The organism is Thalassotalea insulae (genome assembly GCF_030161395.1).
GTDB classification, from domain to species: Bacteria; Pseudomonadota; Gammaproteobacteria; order Enterobacterales; family Alteromonadaceae; genus Thalassotalea_E; species Thalassotalea_E insulae.
The window spans coordinates 1,173,215-1,193,061 of sequence record NZ_BSST01000001.1; the positions used below are offsets into that span (position 1 = coordinate 1,173,215).

Genomic DNA, 19,847 nt, shown 5'->3' on the forward strand with positions numbered 1-19,847 from the left:
AATGTTGATAAACCTTATCAGCTAGCCTACAGTCAATTAACATCTATTTAACAACTATTAATAACGACAATAACAAGCAAAATACAAATGGGTCTTCTATGAAATCAATACCAAAACTATTTGCACTGGGCGCATTGACCATTGCGATTAATGGCTGTGTTAGCAATGAATCAAGCATTACAGCACAACCACAGCAATTACCTGCCACAACTACTCAGTCATCTACGCCAACCTTAGCATTAGAAAAATATACTTTAGCGAATGGTCTGGAAGTAGTATTGCATCAGGACAAATCAGACCCTGTCGTTGCCTTAGCGATTCAATACCATGTTGGCTCTAACCGAGAAAAACCTGGTCGTACTGGTTTCGCTCACTTTTTTGAACACATGCTATTTCAGGATTCAGAGCATGTTGGCGCCGGAAACTTTATCAAGCACATCGGCAACATGGGCGGCGTATTGAATGGCGGTACCTGGCAAGATGGCACTATATACTATGAAGTGGTTCCCAACGATGGTTTAGAGCAAGTGCTATGGATGGAATCAGACCGTATGGGCTACTTTATTAATACCGTCACCCAGCAAGGATTAGAAAACGAAAAGCAAGTCGTTAAAAACGAAAAACGCCAGGGCGTGGATAACAGACCCTATGGTCATACCGAATACGTCACCCTTAAAGCACTTTATCCCGAAGGTCATCCGTATAGCTGGGATGTCATTGGCAGCCTGGAAGATTTACAAAATGCGACCCTTAAAGACGTACGCGAGTTTTATCAACAATGGTATGGCGTTAATAATGCGACCTTAGTACTGGCAGGTGACTTTGAATCAGCGCAGGCTAAAACCTGGATAGAGAAGTACTTTGGCGAGCTGCAACCTAGAGGGGATGTTACGCCATTGCCACCTATGCCTGTCAGTATTAAAGAAAGCGTTTCTTTATACCATGAAGATAACTTTGCCACTCTACCGGAATTAACGCTAACCTTCCCCACCGTTGAGCAATATCAAGCAGATGCCTATGCCCTCGATATTTTAGCTGAACTGTTAACCGAAGGTAAAGACAGTGTTTTATATAAACACCTAGTCGAGAAAGACAAAATAGCGCCAGCGGTTAACGCCAATAATAGTAGTGCTGAACTGGCTGGCAGGTTCACTTTAACGGTGCGTGCCTTTAACGATACCCCATTAGATAAAGTTAAGGTCAGTATTGATAATGCGTTGCAGGAGTTTGCAACACAAGGGTTTAGTGAACAGCAATTAAAGCGCTTACTTACGAAACGCGAAACAGCATTTTACAACCAGCTCACCAGCGTGTTTAATAAAGCGTCGACTATCGCACAACATAACGAGTTTGCTGGCGATCCGGCACTAGTAACAAAGGAAATAGAACACTATCGCGCCGTCACTCGTGACGATATCATGCGCGTCTTTAAACAGTATATCTTTAACAAAAATTATATTGCCACCAGTTTTGTCCCTAAAGGTAAGCAGAAACTGGCATTAACCGGTGCCAAAAAAGCAGATGTCGTCGAAGAAAAAATAGTTCAAGGAGCTGAACAACAAATGGCCGCTCAATCAGAGCAGCAAAAATTAGCACCAATCGCGCAAGCCCCATCTTCTTTCGATCGTTCAGTAATGCCTAAAACCGGAACGTTAAATCCGATCTCGCTACCCGAGGTTAAAGCAACTCAATTTGATAATGGTTTATCTGTGTTATCGATTGAGCATACTGAACTGCCTTTAGTGTCATTTTCCATCCGGGTTCAAGGGGGTCATTTACTCGATCCTGCCAATAAAAATGGCGTCGCTAATTTGCTGACCTCCATCATGATGGAAGGTACAAAAGACAAAACGCCACAACAACTGGAAGAAGCGTTAGGCGCTATTGGCGCAACACTTAATTTTACCGCCAACGATGAATTTATTACTTTATCCGGCAGTACCCTTGCGAAAAACTATTCTCAAGCGATGGCACTTGCCCAAGAGATATTATTGCAACCTCGCTGGGATGAGTCTGAATGGCAACGAATCAAGCAAGAAAGTAAAGCATCAATTCAGCAAGCCAATGCCAACCCAGGCAATATTGCACAAAAGGTCTACGCGAAGTTAATGTATGGTGATAACACTAAGCTAGGGTCACCTGTTACTGGTAATATCAATGATGTTGATAATATATCTTTAACCGATGTCAAAGCTTATTATCAACAAAATATCGTCGCTAATCTCACCACCGTGCATGTCGCCGGTGATATTAGTGAAGATCAAGTACTAGCCAGCGTAACGCAATTAAAACAAGAACTACCGAAATCAAGCGTGACCTTACCAGCAGCCTCTCAATTGCCTCAGGTAGAAAAAGCACAGGTCTATTTTGTTGATGTTCCAGGCGCAAAGCAGTCATTTATTCGCATCGGAAATCCAGCCATGGTTGCCAATGCCAAAGATTACTACCCTGCCGTTGCCGTTAACCATAATTTAGGCGGCAGCTTTTCAGGACAGCTATTCCAAATTTTACGCTTACAAAAAGGCTACACCTATGGTGCGTATTCTGGTTTTAGCAGAGAAAATTCTGGTGGCGTATTTAGTGCTCGTTCCAGCGTACGTTCGAATGTCACGCTAGAGTCACTACAAACCTTTAGAGAGATATTAACTAACTACGGCAAAGACTTTGACCAGCAAGCGTTAACAAATACTAAATCTGTGCTACGAAAATCAAATAGCCGGGCATTTGAAACTACCGGTAGCTTATTGGGAGTACTACAAAACATTAGCAGCTATAACCTAGCGAACAATTATGTTGAGCAACAGCAACAGCAACTTGAACAACTGACATTAGCTCAGGCACAGGCAACCATAGCTAAATACATTAATCCCGACAAGATGGTTTATTTAGTCGTAGGTGATGCGAACACTCAGTTGCCTCGCATCAAAGCATTAGGACTTGGCGAACCAATAATACTAGATCGTAACGGAAACAAAATTTAGCATCCAACCTTTATAGCAGGTATACCCTCTGATATACCTGCTACTGTCACTGTTATTTCAACCCCGCAGCACTCCATTTTTACTGTCAACTTTTTTTACAATACATTAACAACAAAGAAGCCCTCTGAAAAATAAAAACTTATAATTCAAATGGTTATAAAATAGGTCTATTTATTGCAACATACCATTAACATAAAAACAACAATACCTTTAAGTAATAATAACAATAGGGATCAAGTATGAAGAGAAAATATTCATTAGTTGCAGGCGCAATTTTAGCAGCAACAGTACTACTGCCATCAGCCAACGCTACCACTATCGCACTAGACTACGATGCCTCAGAGTTTACAGGTGATCAAGGTCAACAAGCATTAGCGGGTTTTCAGCAAGCAGCGAGCTTTTGGGAAAACTTATTTTCCGATGATATTACCGTTAATTTAAATATCAGTTTTGCTGAGCTTGAAGAAAACGTCATTGGCTCAACACGTTCAAACCGTAGCCTATATTATTATCAAGATGTTGCTTTAGCTATGATTAATGATGCAACGTCCGTTGCAGATGCACTAAACGCCAATACATTAACATGTGAAGATCAAGGTGCCGGTGTTTGTGCCCGTAGCTTTTTAGACTCTGAAGCAGATGGTATCGGTGGTGCGACACCAGGTTTAGATGAAGACGGCACCATAGATAACATCGCTATTGCTGTGACGCAAGCCAATGCAAAAGCCTTAGGCTTATCAACAGACGCAACTGGTTCGGACTTTGAAGCAATCGATGCCATTGTCCAATTTAGCTCGGCCTTTGCCTTTGATTTTGATCGGGAAAACGGTATCGATAACGATAAAATGGACTTTGTTGGGGTGGCAATTCACGAAATCGGTCATGCCTTAGGTTTTACCAGTGGTGTTGATACATACGATTTTATTTATAATTCAGGTGAAGATTTTGGTGATTTAGATTTGGACAATTATGTCGTTGCCAATACACTAGATTTATTCCGCTATTCGGAAGAAAGCGTATTAGCGGGCGCTGGAGTATTGGATTGGCGCCCAGGTGCCGATAGCTATTTTTCCGTTGACGGTGGCGCTACAGCATTAGCCCCATTTTCAACCGGCGTACATGGTGGTGACGGTCGTCAAGCAAGTCACTTCAAAGACAATTTAGGTATCGGCATCATGGATCCAACGTTCGCATTTGGTGAGTTTGGCCAGATCTCCATGTTGGACGAAATTGCTTTTGATGCCATGGGTTGGGATTTAGCCTCAGTTACGCAAGTACCTGAACCAACAACAATCGCTTTATTTGGTTTAGCTACTGCAGGTTTAATGACGTCACGTCGCAAAAAATTAAACATCGCCAAGTAAATAGCATATTGCAAATAATAAAAAACGCTGAGTTACCTAGTTACTCAGCGTTTTTTTATATTTTCACTTACTCTATTTGTTACTATTTAGAACGAAAATCTAGAATTGCGACCTGACCATTAGCCCCTGCAAATAAAAACCTAAAATTATCGGACGCTAGCGTATAAAACCCTTTATCTTCGGTTGTCGTTGTATGTTTTAACATTTGCCAGCTTTTACCGCCGTTATAAGAAATATCATTATTGGTCTTTCCGGTAGTGATACAAATAACCCCCTGGCAACTAAACGCGGTTCTTAATCCTCGGTCTCCTGTATTAACTTTTTGCCACTGACCATCCACAAAGGTTGCCATATTCGCGTATCTAGACGGACGCTGCTGATAATCACCACCAACGACAAATGGCTGTTGCTGATGATTAAGCCCTAAACCATACCCCCCCGCGGTTTGAGTGGTATCTAGTAACGGTACCGTAGAGCGCTGCCATGTCTCTCCATAATCGTTACTTTGATAAACCGATGCTAAAAAGCCACCAGTTGTTAACCAGGCTTGTCCATTTTTTCCGACAATTAAGGTATTACCACTGGCGGCAAATGCGGCTTCTTTTTCTAACAATTTTGGTAATTTGTTTCTCGCGATACGACGCCAGGTTTTACCTCCATCCTCAGTTTTCTTGACAACATAATAGCCATCCACCGGGTCTCCCATCAGTAAACCAGTAGATTTATCCCAAAAGGCGATAGAATCAAAAAAACCTTGCTCAGCGGTATTTTGATAAAGTAACTGCCAGTTATCACCACCATCAGTCGTTTTAAAAAGCATCGATTGCTTTCCATTACCAACCCCCATGACAATCGCAGTGTTTTTATCAAACAATTCAATATCTCTAAAATCGGTAACAATCGAATGCGGCACCGATTTATTATGCCAGCTGTGACCGCCATCCTGACTGACAAAAACGCTGTTATTGGAGCCTGTTACCCATAATGAATCGTTAATAATCGCTGAACCGCGCAATGACGGCACACCTTCCATTTGCTGATGCTGCCAAGAGGGCAATTGTGCCATAGTCGTCGCATTGACTTGGATAGCAAGTAACAGCAGAGATAATAATCCACAGCTGTAACTTATTAAAACTTTTAGATAAGCACTTATTTTCTTAAGCAAAATTTTGTCCTTATTGGTTAAATTGATAAGAAATCACTATTGTATAGATCAAAACAAAGTACAAGTAATAAAATGAAAAGGCGCTAAAATTATTGTAAATCAATTGATTTTAAGCGATAGTAATTTGCTTAAATTTTATACCACGGTATTAGATAAAAAGATGCTACAGGTTGATGATAAAGTAATTGCAGATATTGCCCGAGGCTTTGCTATTCCTCCTCAGCCCAGCTTATTAATAAAACTGCAGCAACTAATGGCGAATAAAGAACCTGATATCAATGAGCTAGCACAGGTTATTTCACAAGACGTCGCCATTTCGGCAACAGTATTAAAAACCGTTAATTCTCCTATTTATGGTCTGTCACGCTCAATATCTGACATTCATATGGCAGCAAGATATATTGGCAGCGAAGGTATTTTACTATTAGTAACCAATTGTTTATTAAGAAAAAGTTTTCAGCAAAGTGATTCAAGCATCACCTTGGAAGAATTTTGGCATAATGCCAATAACATCGCCAATACCAGCGTACTGATCGGTAATTCATTAACACAAAACGTCTCTAAAGACAGATTATTCACGTTAGGATTATTTCATGATTGTGGAATTCCTGTCATGGCATCAAAATATGCAGATTATAGCCAAACCTATGAGCACGCTTTAAAAACACCATCAGAAACGCTAACGGCCATTGAAGAAAGTGTTTATCAGGTTAACCACGCCACTTTAGGCTATTACGTTGCGTCTTCCTGGCGACTACCGAAAGACATTTGCCAGCTAATTTTGTGCCATCACGACCGAGAGTTTCTCAGCACATCAAGCAATCAAAGCCAGCGCTTTTACTTTGCTATTCTAAAAATGGCAGAAAACATCGTCCATCGGCATAAGTATTTTCGTGATGCAGCAGACTGGCCTTATATCAGCGATTCAGTACTGGCAATATTAGATATGGCGGATGAAGATTATCAGGACTTACTCGAAGATAGTGCAGAGCAGCAAATTTAGCGGTTTACTCACACATTCAGCGCTAATGACAAAAAATAAGCTGCACTATGTATTTTTAACAGCTAGAATCCCGTTAACCTAGCAATACTCGCGAATATAATTAAGCTTTTGCTTACATTAAAGCTAAGGCATGTTGAGCTTTAGCATATATTTTTGCGGTGTAGTTATTCTAGATAAATGAGCGATAAAAACTTTTAACGCAGGCCACTGTGCCTCTAAGACGGCGCCGCGTTCAGTAAGCTTTGGAATTTAACAAGGCTTATACTACAAAGAGCAATACGCCTTAGTTTCATCAATATGATAGAATTTAAAACAGTCACGAATAATTATAAAGCGATTTGATATGGACATCAGTTTAACTAATACCAACCCACAGTTTATCTATATCCTACAACACAGCTTTATTACAGATGTAGTTAGAGTTGGTGCAAGTGAAAAACATCCTGAATTAATTGCTCAAGAGCTTTCTCATAAAATTAATTTACCCGGTGAATATCAGGTTATTTCTTCCATGCATTGTGCTAACGCTCAATCGGCTAGTGCGTTGATCAAACAGTCGATTAAACACTATCAAACGGCCGGTGGCTTTTATCAGTTAACCCCCGAACACGCGTTAAAATATATTAAACGTGACACGATGCGCATTCCGGTAACTGTCACCTTTAACAACAACTGACGATTAATAGCAAAAAAGCGCCAGCATGATGCTGGCGCTTTTGCTTAAAAATAACGAAGACTGTTAACTTTCCACTGGCTGAACTTTTTCTTCTCGTTGTTTGCTAAACAAATTACGTATATCTTCTTTAATCAGATATAACGCAGGGATCAAGAATAAGGTGATCACTGTCGCAAAAACAATACCAAACCCCAACGAAATAGCCATAGGTATGATAAATTGCGCCTGTAGGCTGTGCTCAAAATACAATGGGAAGATGCCAAAAAAGGTCGTTAACGAGGTCAACAATATCGCTCGAAAACGTTGCGTACCCGCCTGACAAACCACATCTATCATCCTCATCCCTGAATCTTTCGCCTTATTAATAAAATCCACCATGATCAAGGAATCATTCACAACCACGCCGGTTAAGGCAATAAAACCATAAATTGACATCATATTAATGGTTTTACCTAGTAACCAGTGGCCAAATATCGCGCCTATGATGCCAAAAGGGATCACAGACATGATCACTAACGGCTGGGTATAAGACTTTGTTGGAATAGCAATCAGACCGTAGATCAAAAACAATGCGCCAATAGCAGCAATGCCGAGCTGACGAAGAAAATCTTGCTGCTCTTTACTGGCTCCTTCAACGCCATATTGTACGCTTGGGTAGTTCGACAAAATCTCAGGAATGCTGGTGTCATTCATTTCACTGATCACTTTACGTGATTCTACTTTTTCACTATCAATATCCGCTGAAATGGTGATCGAACGTTTTTGATTAATGCGAGTGATCGAGGAAAACCCTTGCCCTATGGCAATATCAGCCACCTGATAAAATGGCACTTGCTCACCGCTAGGTGTTCTGATCCACATATCTTCCAGATCTGATATCGACAACCTATCCTCTTTCGGATAGCGCACCATCACTTTTAACTCATCACGGCCTCGCTGAATACGCTGTGCTTCATCACCATAAAACGCCTGACGCACTTGTTTGGCTAGATCTGACAAGGTGAGTCCTAACGTTTCAGCTTCAGGACGAATGCTTAACTTGATCTCCTGACTACCACGGCTAAAAGAATTACGAATATCAAAAACTCCGTCGTAGGTTTTTAACTGTTCCTGAATGTCATGAGCTGCGGCTTCCAGTTCTAGATCGTTCTTTCCAGTTAATTGGAACTCAATTGCAGCACCACCGCCGGCATTAGTACCAGCAAAAAAACGTAATTCTTTGGTGCCGGCAATTTCCCCAATTTCATCCCGCCACAGTTTTTCGATTTCATAGGCATCTAAATCCCGGTCTTCAGATTTAACCAATTCCAGTAAGAATGTCGCCTGAGTATTCCCTTGAGTAAACACCATGGTATGTTTAATAAAACTGACACCATCAATTTTATTTTCTTCTGCAACCTTATGCGCCGCCGCGACAATTTTATCAATCGCCTTATTACGTTCACGAGGAGCAGTACCATCAATCATAGTCACATTGCCCTGAATAAAATCACTCGGCACATTAGGAAACACTTCTACTTTAACAAACGCACCAGTGATCAATGAGAGCGTTAGAAGCAACCCAGCGATAAATAATGCCATCGTGTTGTAACGCATTGCCAATGCCTGTCTTAATCTAGGCTGATAAACATAGTGAATAAAGTACTCTAGCTTTTCCTTAAAACGCATTTGAAATCGTTCTAAGCGATTCGCGGTTTCATCAGTTAACGGTACGTATTTCATATGCGCTAAATGCGCGGGTAAGATCCACTTTGATTCAATTAAGGAGAAGATCAGACAAAAGGTTACCACTAAAGCAATAGCGCGAAAGAACGCCGAAAAGGTGGCATCTATCATCAATAATGGAGCAAATGCCGCGATAGTAGTTAGTACGCCAAAAGTGGCCGGCATTGCCACTCGCATAGTGCCGCGAATGACATTATCACTGGAATGACCATAACGCTGAATTTCCGAGTAGGCACTTTCACCAATGACAATTGCATCATCCACAACGATACCGAGCACCATAATAAAGGCAAACAAACTTAACAGGTTGATTGATACTGACCAGTCACCTAATAGCGGCATCATTAACAAGGCACCGAGAAAGCTGATCGGAATACCTAACATTACCCAAAACGCGATACGGATCCGCAAAAATAGCGTTAACACCAAAAACACCAGTGCCGCCCCCATCAATAGGTTACTGAGCATCATATCTAGACGTTCCGATAGATAAAATGAAGAATCGCCCCAAACCGCTAATTTTGCACCTTCAGGTAATTGAGTACTTTTCTTGGCAACATAAGCCTTCACTTCCGCCGCTATCGCCAGATCATTTTGCTCACCGGTTGATTGCACCATAATACTGGTGGTGCTTTCTCCATCAAAGGTGGCAAAATCTTCACTTTCAACAAAACCATCTTTGATATTCGCAACATCAGATAACACGATGCGAGTACCATCTTTCCCAGTTCTCAATACCAGCTTACTATATTCTTTCCCAGTGTAAGCTTGACCCTGAGTTCTCAACTGAATGTCACCGCCATGTGTTTTAATAGTACCACCTGGCATATCAAGCGATGAACTACGCACAGCCCGCGTCACCGCATCAAAGGTTAAACCAAATTGTTGCAGCTTGTTTTCTGACACTTCAATGCTGATTTCATAATCACGCTTACCAACTACCTCGGCACTATTAACGCTCGGTAGTAACATGATCTCATCACGTATATCCTGTGCTAAGTTCTGTCTTGCTCTGCGCGACATCGAACCACTCATCGACAACCACATCACCTGGCCTTTAAATTCCTGCTTAGTGACGATTGGTTTTTCCGTTTGTTCAGGAAAGGTAGTGATCGTATCAATCTGCATCTGCACTTCGTCTAATTTTTCTGCCAGCGAATAACCAGATTGCAACTCAATAGTCACGATACCGACCCCTTCCTCGGCACGAGAAGTCACACGTTTAAAGCCTTCAATATCTTCCAGTGCTTCTTCCACTTTCAGAATAACGCTTTTTTCTACTTCCTCTGGCGACGCACCTAAATGCGGCACCATGACCTGAATACTATTAGGGTTAAAATCCGGAAACATTTTCTTATTAATGTGTTGATAAGAAATAAACCCCGCCACTAAAATAAACATCATTAACAAGTTAGCTGCAACACTATTGCGGGCGAACCAAGCAATAGTGCCGGTAAACTGCTCTTTATGAACTGTCATTAGGATTCACCTGTTTGCACGTTCGTACTTTCAGACGCCAATGTTCTTAATGTCATACCGTCAATGGGGGTTTCTAATTTAGTCTTCACTAATTGATAGTCTGGGTTTAACTCATCCTGTGTATAAAGGTACTCACTATCTGAGCGTAAAACGTCAATCGTTTGGATATGCAGTTTGTTGTCACTATCGAGTAAATAAATCGTATTAGCACCCGAGATTGCACTACGAGGAATAGCAATAACATTTTCAACAGTTTGCCCGGTAATTTTAGCATTTACAAAGGTACCAATACGTAATTCGCTTTGCCTAGTAGCTCCTAACAGTGCATAAGGGTTATCGATTTGAGCGACCACATAATGCACTCGGCTTTGACTATCGACAACTCCTTCATAACGGCTTATTTTTGACGACCAGTGAAATTGCTCATTGCCAATAACAAGCGTTAACTCCACCGCTGAGCCAAATGATTTTTCCTGATTAATTTTTGGCAAGTCTAAAAACAAGATATCTCGTTGTTTAACCGGCAAACGCACTTCAGCATAATCTACTGCAAAGGTCATAGCGATTTGACTGCCAGTTGAAACAAACTGACCAATATCGACGTATTTAGCTCTTAACATGGCATCATATGGCGCAACAATTTTGGTTCTGTTAAGTGTAACTTTAGCTTGTTGTAAGTTAGCCTGAGCAGCTTTCAATTCCGCCTGTGCTTTTTGCAATTGTGGTTGACGCAGTGCAACTAATGGCGCATCTGCTAATGACTTACCTGATAACAGCCACTCTTCTTTTGCTTGTTCGACTCTGGCCTGCTCCTCTACTAAACTAGCTTGGGCGGTCCCTAGCCGAGATTCAGCCTGTACTAACGCCACCTGATAATTTATATCATCAATTTCTAACAGCACTTCGCCTTGTTTAAAAAAACCACCCACTTTAAATTTATCTGACACGTTAACGACATTGCCTGATACTTGTGAAATCAACGTGGTTTCAGTACGTGGACTAACTGAACCTTGCGATTCAATATGGAAGGTAACCGCCTCTTTTACTAGCGGCATAATTTCGACTAATGGCGCTTTAATTTCAATTGGTTTCTTTGCTGGCTTTGGTGCAACAGCACTGACAATCATTAAAATAACAATAGCAAGAAAAACTATTGCTATAGGAGTAAGTACATAACGTAACGGCACCATACGAGGTTGAACTTTAGCAGACGACTGTTTATTAGCCATAGTGTTCTCAGAGTTTCAGGTATAAAAAATAGAAAGGGTATTATTGCGCTAATAGAATATATTTCAATACGATTTTGTTTAAAAATTGTAAACTTAGCCTTTAGTAAACTTAGCCCAAGATAAAAGTATGCTTCTAAAATCTTCAATACCACAGGCAGAGCTATCCAGTGCATCGAATTGTAATTCATCAGATTGTAATTCTTCAGGTAACTGACATTCACCATTGAGCAGAGCATTCACCTGTACTTGAATATCATCTTGACTTAATATCACAGAATATTCACGCCCCGTGATCAGCAGTTCTTGTGTTTTTCCTGATGAAACTTGTTCAAGTGCCGTTAACAGTTCGGTCAGCTTCTCAGTATTATCGCCTATTTCTGTCTCTAACCACGGTCCTATGATTTGATGTTCTAATGAAAATTGTGCTTTTGCATTACCTGTTATCGCATCATGAATAAATTCATATTCCATAGTCACCCCAAAGCCGCACAGCTAAAAGCCTTATTGTTTTATCTCTATTGGCTAAGTATAGAAGAAAAAACGCCTGAAAGAACGCAAAATCAGTAAACTTTCGCACGAAGCAACGATCTCCATTATAATTATTACCAAGGCTTTTTACTCGGTAAGACATTTGACGTTTAAACGACTATTCCTCATCGTTATTTTTCTGTTAATGTATTCAAGTAAAAGTTATGCATTTTTACCAATAAAAGTCGGTGTTTATATCGAACCGCCCTATGTCAATTATGTAAACAATGAGTTCGTTGGCATCAATATCGACATTATTAAGTCATTCGCCCAACGGCTAAATACCGAACTTATTTATACTCCTTGTCCATTTATTCGCTGCATATTACTAGTAAAAGAAGGTCAGATAGATGTTGTTGTAGGCATACAAAAATCACCAGAACGAGCGAAGTATATGCAGTTTTTAGCACAGCCTTTTAGTATTCAATATTACCCGTTAAATTTCTATTTATTACAAGACAGTCAATTAACAATCAATAATTATAACGACCTAAAAAAACTGCGTATTGGCACCATTCGTGGCGCGCTCTACTTTGATACTTTCGATCAAGATAATGCGCTGATAAAAATGCCTGTGACAACGTATGAGCAATTAATACAATTATTATTAAAAGGTCGCATTGATACCTTCCCTGAACGAGAAGAGTCTATTACTCCTTGGTTGTCACCAGATAATACTAAACAGCAACTCAAAGCCGCCAGTTTTCATTTTCAAAAAGCTGTCGGTTCTTATTTTGCCATATCAAAAAAATCTCAATTAGTTGACCAGCTCCAGCGCTTAAATGATATTCAACAATTATTGATCACCTCAGGTAAAATTGATGAGATATATGAAAAATGGCGAGAAAAATAAACTCCCCAAGTGAACAATTAAATATTTCTACTGTCTATTGAACACCTTAGGCTTATAAAAGATATAGTGTTTTTGTGTTAAAAGGACGTTTTTCAGCAATCAGTTTTGCCTTGATAATTCATGCTGCAATAATTTTTTTAGTGAGTTATAACTTAGTGATACCTACGCAAAAAAAAATCACACCGAAAGCAATTAACAGTTTTTTATACATTCCCCCTAAACCTGCTCCACCATCAGACCCTTTAGCTGATGACATAGTAGAACAGCAACAACAGAAAAAATCACAAAAAATAATAGACTCAGATAAACAGCAAACGAGTAAAGAAGCGCCTGAAGCGCCGGCGGAACAAACTGAAAAAAGTACAATTACGCAAGCTCCAGCGACAAAAAAACAACCTGAGACACCTCCAAGAACTGCATCAAAAAAAGCTCTAAAGTTTTCCGCAATCCAGCAACTAGAACATTTAAGGCAACAGCTGGATCAAAAAACAATTGAGCAACAAAGTTTTGAATATAGTCAAAAAAAATCAGCCTCGATTATGAACGGTCAGCCCGAACCAATTCGACATTCAACAACACAATTGAGTAAAGAAGAAAAAAACGAGCAAGCAACCTACCAAATGAGCAGTGATTTAAAAATCATCAAGGGAAATGACGGTACTTGCTTTATCAAAAAAGATCTATCTACTGTAGGTATTGAAGGAGTGACCTCGGTTGAAAGCTTTAGTTGTGGTCAGTCTAAATTTGATAAAAGCTTTAAAGCTCACATGAAAAAAGTGTTAAAGAAATTAGGTAAATAGTAAGCAAAGAGCTGCTTACTATTTACACTAACTATCGTTTAGTTATAACTCGGTATAAAGTGCAGGAGTTACATTAGGTGACCATGACGGCTGAGAAACATGCGCTGAAACCACCTGGTATTCTTTCCCCATATAACTCACTAAGTCACCTTCCTGATAAGAGACATTTTCATGCCAAACAACAGATGGCATATTACGTAACCATAATGATGGTGTAGTACTTGGTAACCAGTCAGCCTGTGCAGTATGGGCACTTTCTGTTTTATAAATAACCCCATTGTAAGTAACGTAATCGTCTACGTCATACGCAGCCCCTACTTGCCACTGCGGCGCATAGTTATCCATGGTATCAAAGCTATAACCTGCTGCTTTTGCTAATGTTATAAATCGAGCTAATTTTGGCAGATTTTTGCTAGCTCCTTGACCACGCTTACCATCTTCAAACAAAAAATCATGAGTTAAAATAATCACTTTGTCTGCATGTAAACGGTCACCACATGGAAAATTTTGTGCTTTAGAGTTAACAGGATCAATCGTCACTGGCGCACAAGCATTTAACGCCGCATCAACATAAGTTAACATTTGATCAGCTTCTGTCAGACTATTAGCAGGAAATGGAATCCCCCAATTTTCAGGTGCCCAGTCAACATCCCAGCCATGAATAATATAATCTTGATCAGCCAAGATGTTCGACACTTCTATCCCCGCTAACGAACTGTTTGATGGATCTTGTGGATCACAAACATAACCAGGTTCCCAAGGTTTAAAATCATCAGATGTTGCACATAAGCCATCAGCCTTAAGCTCTTGGCTTGAACGCCAGCCATTTGTATACGGCAAGCGTGCCAATTGATCAGCTTTGTAGTTTGGGTAACTTGAAATTGTTGGAATGTATTGTGAAATAACCGTAAGGTTTTTACTAAACATAGACGCATCAAATACCGGGTCTACGTATGAATGGATTTGATGGTTACCTGTCGCATTACATTCAGCGCCACTATCAGGGCCAAATTCATCAACACAATTATGAACCATATGATCATAACTATGATTACCAATAACATGGCCATCATTCAACGCTTGTTGTAATGCCGCCAATGCTTGATCTTCATTCTCATCGCCAATACCATCTAAATGCCAAGCATTAATATAAAATGTCGCTTTGATCCCACCCGTTTTTAACGTATCTAATAACGCTGGTGTAGCATTCATAGGACCATCATCAAAAGTTAAATAGATAGTTTTATCCGCCGCTGTAGCCAATGAAGCCGTACAGGCTAACGCAATACCACAAGCTAAATTTGTTAATTTCATAGTTATCCCCTTTCCTTTTCATGAGTGTTAAAAGTTCTTGGCAGATACAATGTCAATACCAAGAATATAAACATCCTAAGTCAGTGAAAAACTTTAAGTGGTACAAATCTAGCAAATTTACGTAAATTTCTAACATCAGAAAAATAACAATACTTAAATTTGATATTACAAATAGCAAAAAATTCATAAAACCATCATGAATTCGACAATAAAAAGAGCTATACACCAATGTTTTTGTTACATTTATCATAAATACTCCCAGTACACAAAGCCATCAACACGTGATACTCTTGATAGTCTTCATCAACCGATATCGATAAAACGAAAAATGAAATTATCGAATTTTACAACAAATCAATAAATATATTGGAAGATAGGAAGCTTGAATGAAAGCTATTTGTGGCAAAAGTATTCCCAGCGATAATTGCTCATGGCGTTTTGCCAAGGTGAATTTAACCACAATTGAATTTAACTGGCATTATCATCCTGAATATGAAATTTGCTTGACGCTTAATAGTGCTGGTTCTAAACATATCGGGGATCATACTAGCTATTATAATGGTCCAAACTTAGTAATAATGGGACCCAAACTACCTCATAGTTGGCACTGTAAACCAACTCCCCCACATAATGAATTGATTGTTTATGTCGCACAAATTCCAGCAAAATGGCTCGACGATCTGGTTTACAACAATCCTGAGCTAGGTATCCTTAAAAACTTACTCGAGCGCTCAAAGCGCGGCATAGAATTTAGTCAAGCGACCACAAGAGAATCACTCAACATATGCAAAGCGATGTGTCATGCCGAGCCACTTAAACGCTACTTATTGTTAATCGAGTTATTCGATTTGATGGTTAACGATCAACAGGCAAAAGTGTTATCGTCCAACTCCTTTAGTAATCAATATCAGCAAGACACAGCTGTCGCTAAACTCGACAAAGTAATTAACTATATTTATCAGCACTATACCGAGCCATTAACCGCAGAGAAGCTAGCGTCATTGGTCTATATGAGTACCAACCATTTACATAGATTTTTTAAACAACGTACTGAACACACGCTGAATCAATTTATTAATCAACTACGTATTGGCAAAGCTTGTAAACTACTTATTGATAGCGACACCCAAATTTCAACCATTAGCGATCTCTGCGGATTTAACAACATTTCCAACTTCAATCGACGATTTCGCATGATTAAAGGCGCAACACCAAAAGAATACCGCAATAAAATAAAGAACCCTGTCACAATTTAATTATTTAATAACAAAGACATGAAAGTAAATATTAGTTCGTTCCTCTAATCAATAAAATGGGATCCTCTACATATTTGCTTACCTTTAACTACATCTTTTAACTGTATCTAGCATTAAAGAGCATATAAATTATGCACACACTTTAGCGCTAAGTAGTTATCCCAAATAAAGATCAGACGCCATCAAACAAGATTAACCTATTGATTTTTAATCGCTATATATAAAAACAGTCACAATTTTGCTTATTCTATATTGAAAATAAAAAGGACATTTCATGACACGCTATAAATTACCAACTATTGCACTTGTTCTCTCAACAATTTTATTGAGTGCATGTGGTGGAAGTAACAAAACTTCAAACAATGAGGTTGCCCAGCCCTCACTACCAGAGCCAACCATACCTGAGCCAGAAACTTATACTTTTTCTGCTCAGTTCAAATCGCTCACTCGCTGCGGCACAACGCTTGCCAATAGTGACTTTTCATTACTTATTTATGACCAAGATTGGCATAAACTCAAAGAAATCATTCCTGATGGCGACGGTGACGTAACCTTTACCTCTGAACATGCTGAATTAAACATTATCAAGCTGATAGATACTTCCCCTCAAACCACTCCGGTTAACTGGTTTGCAACAGTAATAGAGGGAGTACCTTCACAAGATCACGGCCTAGTATTAACTAGCGATAATAGTGAACAAAGCTGTAGTTGTGAAACCCGTGATCTGTACTTCACCGTACCGGATGATTTTTATCAAGACGGTGCTGAAATATCCATTCATGTCCCTGGCAACGCAGTTGTAGAATACACATTTGATGGCCAGCCATTAAATGTCATTCCAACTCAAAAAATATGTAAACCGGAAAACGGCAACTACCCAGAAACTCCCGTTTTTGTTAACAGTAAAGCCCAGAGCACAGATCCTAACAACGCCAATTTTATTTATACCGGCATGATGGCAGCAAGTATTGATTTTGATAGCAGTGAGAATAATTGGTTGGCAATGGTTAATCTTCCCGCTCAAGAGCACATTTTAAACGATATCAACGAGCTTTCGCTTCCCCCTATTGTTCGTAATTTTACCCACTGGCGTAAATCACTTGCCTTGACCTCAAACCTAACAGGCAATGACTTTAGCGTTTTAAGTTATGATCAACACCTGAATAAACAAGACGATTTACATCTTTTAGATGTCTATAACCCTATTGTCGGCGTGAATCTACCAGGCATAGATTTGCCAAACAATAAATTTAGTTATTTCTATGAACAAAAATTAACAAACAATATATATGAGCTGTTAGATGTCAACTTACCTGAACCCATTCGAGAATTTAGTTACCAACAACAAATGGTTGATTTGTTACTAAACCTTGAGCAAGACTATCAGTTTGACTTCTCTGGTGCAGGATACAATTATGGTGAAATAGAACTATTAGCCTATTTGAATGATAAAACACCTTCAACCCTTAAGGACTCCGTCCGCATTCATTATTATGGTCCAAGTGCTTCAACCCTACCGATTCAGTCAATTCTAGCACCAGAACTAACAGGGCTAGATCTTTCCAATATTACAGGATGGCATTTAGCTATGGGGGCTATTGATGTTACCAATAAAGGAAATTATCAAACCGATCAAGCCATTTTCCTCACCGGAGGATTATCTTCCCGTAAAGTGGGTCATAAAGGCTTAATAAACTCATCTTATTCAATTTCAATTCGTGACTAAATTGACGCTGCTATCACTATCAGTGATAGCAGCAACGTCACCACGTAATAAAAATTTTTATTTGATAATAAGACACACCATTCACCTTGTGGTAACTGCTGACAGTAGAGAAAATTTCAGCGCTGGCGCTATATATTAGCTTTACTCAACACGATGTAAACATCGCTCATTACTTGTTTATTATTGAGGTAATTTTTCAATAATATGAAGCCTTTGTTTTATTTTTATTATCTCACTTTTATGCTGTTGAGTAATAAGATTAATATAATTCAGCATCTTAACTTCCCTTAGCGTAGATAAATGAAAAGAGGTTGGTGTGAATGGCAAATTTTTCGCTATCTTAAGGTTTTGTATATGATTTTTCCGCATCAAATATTGTGCAACATTATATTCAATATCAGCACCATCAGCTCTTTCGGTATCAACCATCTTCAATGCAGCTAAAGCATTGGTGGTTTCGATAAACTTAATATCATACATATTCTGAAGTGGGTACCAGGCGACAGGAGAAAAACCGCGAGGAAAAGCTAACGAGTTAAAATTACTCACTTGAATATTAAGGTTCTGCTGTTGAACGATTGTTGTACCAAGCGCCGTAATTAGCTCTTCACTAAAATATCGGGCGCCCCCTTGTCCACGATGCCAGTTTGGGTTGTCTGGGTAAATAAAATCTAACTTGCCTGCTTGTTCATATTCCAATACTAAACGTTTTATTGGCAACGATCTCACTAAAAATTGGCATTGAGTTTTTCTTTCCAGCCATTTGATAAAGTCACCAAAAAAATTCGGCTGACTGGGGCTAACAAAGTTATAGTGTGGACTATATTCAATTGCTTCGACCCCGACAACAAATACCCTCTCCGGGTATAAACAAGCATTACTATTCTTAGCGCTAAAAAGAGTTAAAGCGACTATCACTACAATATTTAAGTTAGCAATAACGAGGTTCTCACATGACAAATTACTAGGTACTAATAATAAGTGTGGCACTTTATCTTCGCTATTGCACCGATAATGTTTTGTTAGCTATAACGACAAACACGCAAATTCCACTTAATCGGCATTATCTAGTCACTGTTGACTGTATCATCGGAATAACAGAAAGCACTAAGATAACAGCCATACAACGATTAAACCAAATGAGAAAGTTTGGCTTGTTCAACACTGACTGCAGCCCTAACCCCATGCTCAACCAGAACAGCGAACAAGGTAAGCCAAAGATTAAATACACGGCCGCAATGGAAAACACTTCAATGGCTACGCTACCATCGGTAGAAGAAAATGCAACAATTGCACTAACCGCCATCACCCATGCTTTAGGATTGAACCATTGAAATAATGCTGCCTGGGTAAAAGTAAACGGGTTGTTTTCCTCATTTGTCGACAATTTACCGGATAAAGTGGCAATTTTATAAGCTAAATACAGCAAATATAAGATACCAATCACTTTAAGCAATAAATAGAAGCTAGGCACCTGTTTAAATAAAGTCACTAAGCCAAAGCCAACGCCGATCACCATTAATGGAAAGCCAATGTTAATACCGAGGACATGAGGGATACTTTTTCTAAAACCATGGTTCACGCCCGAAGTGAGCAACATCACATTATTTGGCCCAGGAGTGCCCGAAGAAGATAAAACAAACAGTACTAATGCAATCAATTCCATATGTTAGTCCTTAAAAGATGCAAAACGTGATTAACACTGTACCTAAAATTTTGAATACCTAACATATACAAAAATCATAAAA

15 protein-coding genes are annotated in these 19,847 nt (G+C 39.4%); 8 read left to right on the forward strand and 7 right to left on the reverse strand.

Annotated elements, in window-relative coordinates; all coding sequences use genetic code 11:
- Positions 1-98 precede the first annotated feature (98 nt).
- Both QQK06_RS05460 and QQK06_RS05465 read left to right on the forward strand, forming a co-directional pair.
- Entirely contained in the window at positions 99-2,981 is a 2,883-nt protein-coding gene (locus QQK06_RS05460; protein ID WP_284243645.1) for a M16 family metallopeptidase, read from the forward strand.
- A gap of 239 nt (positions 2,982-3,220) precedes the next feature.
- Positions 3,221-4,345 carry an NF038122 family metalloprotease gene (locus QQK06_RS05465; RefSeq protein ID WP_284243646.1) on the forward strand — a complete coding sequence of 375 codons (1,125 nt, stop codon included), beginning with the start codon at positions 3,221-3,223 and terminating at the stop codon, positions 4,343-4,345.
- 82 nt (positions 4,346-4,427) lie between these two features.
- Here the strand turns inward: QQK06_RS05465 and QQK06_RS05470 are convergent, their stop codons facing one another.
- Positions 4,428-5,510: a WD40/YVTN/BNR-like repeat-containing protein gene (locus QQK06_RS05470; protein ID WP_284243647.1), complete on the reverse strand. Its 1,083-nt coding sequence runs from the start codon at positions 5,508-5,510 to the stop codon at positions 4,428-4,430.
- Positions 5,511-5,634: 124 nt separating this feature from the next.
- Here QQK06_RS05470 and QQK06_RS05475 point away from each other — a divergent pair, with 124 nt between their 5' ends.
- Together QQK06_RS05475 and QQK06_RS05480 are read left to right on the forward strand one after the other, a co-directional pair.
- Positions 5,635-6,513, forward strand: coding sequence for an HDOD domain-containing protein (locus QQK06_RS05475; RefSeq protein ID WP_284243648.1), 879 nt, complete (start codon positions 5,635-5,637; stop codon positions 6,511-6,513).
- Positions 6,514-6,856: 343 nt separating this feature from the next.
- On the forward strand, positions 6,857-7,189 hold the full coding sequence (locus QQK06_RS05480; protein ID WP_284243649.1) for a hypothetical protein: 333 nt from the start codon (positions 6,857-6,859) through the stop codon (positions 7,187-7,189).
- A 63-nt stretch (positions 7,190-7,252) separates the two neighbouring features.
- Here the strand turns inward: QQK06_RS05480 and QQK06_RS05485 are convergent, their stop codons facing one another.
- From QQK06_RS05485 to QQK06_RS05495, 3 genes are all read right to left on the reverse strand, one after another.
- Positions 7,253-10,393 carry an efflux RND transporter permease subunit gene (locus QQK06_RS05485; RefSeq protein ID WP_284243650.1) on the reverse strand — a complete coding sequence of 1,047 codons (3,141 nt, stop codon included), beginning with the start codon at positions 10,391-10,393 and terminating at the stop codon, positions 7,253-7,255.
- Positions 10,393-11,622, reverse strand: coding sequence for an efflux RND transporter periplasmic adaptor subunit (locus QQK06_RS05490; RefSeq protein ID WP_284243651.1), 1,230 nt, complete (start codon positions 11,620-11,622; stop codon positions 10,393-10,395). The genes QQK06_RS05485 and QQK06_RS05490 overlap by 1 nt, the downstream gene beginning before the upstream one ends.
- A gap of 93 nt (positions 11,623-11,715) precedes the next feature.
- Complete coding sequence (locus tag QQK06_RS05495) at positions 11,716-12,093, reverse strand: YacL family protein (protein WP_284243652.1); 378 nt, start codon at positions 12,091-12,093, stop codon at positions 11,716-11,718.
- 160 nt (positions 12,094-12,253) lie between these two features.
- Between QQK06_RS05495 and QQK06_RS05500 the strand changes: the two genes are divergently transcribed.
- Positions 12,254-13,003, forward strand: coding sequence for a substrate-binding periplasmic protein (locus QQK06_RS05500; protein WP_284243653.1), 750 nt, complete (start codon positions 12,254-12,256; stop codon positions 13,001-13,003).
- 74 nt (positions 13,004-13,077) lie between these two features.
- Complete coding sequence (locus QQK06_RS05505) at positions 13,078-13,803, forward strand: hypothetical protein (protein ID WP_284243654.1); 726 nt, start codon at positions 13,078-13,080, stop codon at positions 13,801-13,803.
- 42 nt (positions 13,804-13,845) lie between these two features.
- Here QQK06_RS05505 and QQK06_RS05510 read toward each other — a convergent pair whose 3' ends face one another.
- Complete coding sequence (locus QQK06_RS05510; protein WP_284243655.1) at positions 13,846-15,117, reverse strand: polysaccharide deacetylase family protein; 1,272 nt, start codon at positions 15,115-15,117, stop codon at positions 13,846-13,848.
- 386 nt (positions 15,118-15,503) lie between these two features.
- On the opposite strand from QQK06_RS05510, the gene QQK06_RS05515 reads away from it, so the two are divergent.
- Together QQK06_RS05515 and QQK06_RS05520 are read left to right on the forward strand one after the other, a co-directional pair.
- Entirely contained in the window at positions 15,504-16,373 is an 870-nt protein-coding gene (locus tag QQK06_RS05515) for an AraC family transcriptional regulator (protein ID WP_284243656.1), read from the forward strand.
- 274 nt (positions 16,374-16,647) lie between these two features.
- Positions 16,648-18,099: a hypothetical protein gene (locus tag QQK06_RS05520; protein WP_284243657.1), complete on the forward strand. Its 1,452-nt coding sequence runs from the start codon at positions 16,648-16,650 to the stop codon at positions 18,097-18,099.
- 180 nt (positions 18,100-18,279) lie between these two features.
- On the opposite strand, the gene QQK06_RS05525 is transcribed toward QQK06_RS05520, so the two are convergent.
- Together QQK06_RS05525 and QQK06_RS05530 are read right to left on the reverse strand one after the other, a co-directional pair.
- Positions 18,280-19,089: a type 2 periplasmic-binding domain-containing protein gene (locus QQK06_RS05525; RefSeq protein WP_284243658.1), complete on the reverse strand. Its 810-nt coding sequence runs from the start codon at positions 19,087-19,089 to the stop codon at positions 18,280-18,282.
- A gap of 73 nt (positions 19,090-19,162) precedes the next feature.
- The gene (locus tag QQK06_RS05530; RefSeq protein ID WP_284243659.1) at positions 19,163-19,765 is read right to left on the reverse strand and encodes a LysE family translocator; all 603 of its coding nucleotides are present in this window, start codon (positions 19,763-19,765) and stop codon (positions 19,163-19,165) included.
- Positions 19,766-19,847: the final 82 nt, after the last annotated feature.

What these genes read in the sequence shown, in the direction of transcription:
- QQK06_RS05495 (WP_284243652.1), bottom strand. Translation starts at nt 12,093, where the DNA reads ATGGAATATGAATTTATTCATGATGCGATAACAGGTAATGCAAAAGCA.
- QQK06_RS05460 (WP_284243645.1), top strand. Translation starts at nt 99, where the DNA reads ATGAAATCAATACCAAAACTATTTGCACTGGGCGCATTGACCATTGCG.
- QQK06_RS05480 (WP_284243649.1), top strand. Translation starts at nt 6,857, where the DNA reads ATGGACATCAGTTTAACTAATACCAACCCACAGTTTATCTATATCCTA.
- QQK06_RS05530 (WP_284243659.1), bottom strand. Translation starts at nt 19,765, where the DNA reads ATGGAATTGATTGCATTAGTACTGTTTGTTTTATCTTCTTCGGGCACT.
- QQK06_RS05485 (WP_284243650.1), bottom strand. Translation starts at nt 10,393, where the DNA reads ATGACAGTTCATAAAGAGCAGTTTACCGGCACTATTGCTTGGTTCGCC.
- QQK06_RS05520 (WP_284243657.1), top strand. Translation starts at nt 16,648, where the DNA reads ATGACACGCTATAAATTACCAACTATTGCACTTGTTCTCTCAACAATT.
- QQK06_RS05510 (WP_284243655.1), bottom strand. Translation starts at nt 15,117, where the DNA reads ATGAAATTAACAAATTTAGCTTGTGGTATTGCGTTAGCCTGTACGGCT.
- QQK06_RS05465 (WP_284243646.1), top strand. Translation starts at nt 3,221, where the DNA reads ATGAAGAGAAAATATTCATTAGTTGCAGGCGCAATTTTAGCAGCAACA.
- QQK06_RS05515 (WP_284243656.1), top strand. Translation starts at nt 15,504, where the DNA reads ATGAAAGCTATTTGTGGCAAAAGTATTCCCAGCGATAATTGCTCATGG.
- QQK06_RS05490 (WP_284243651.1), bottom strand. Translation starts at nt 11,622, where the DNA reads ATGGCTAATAAACAGTCGTCTGCTAAAGTTCAACCTCGTATGGTGCCG.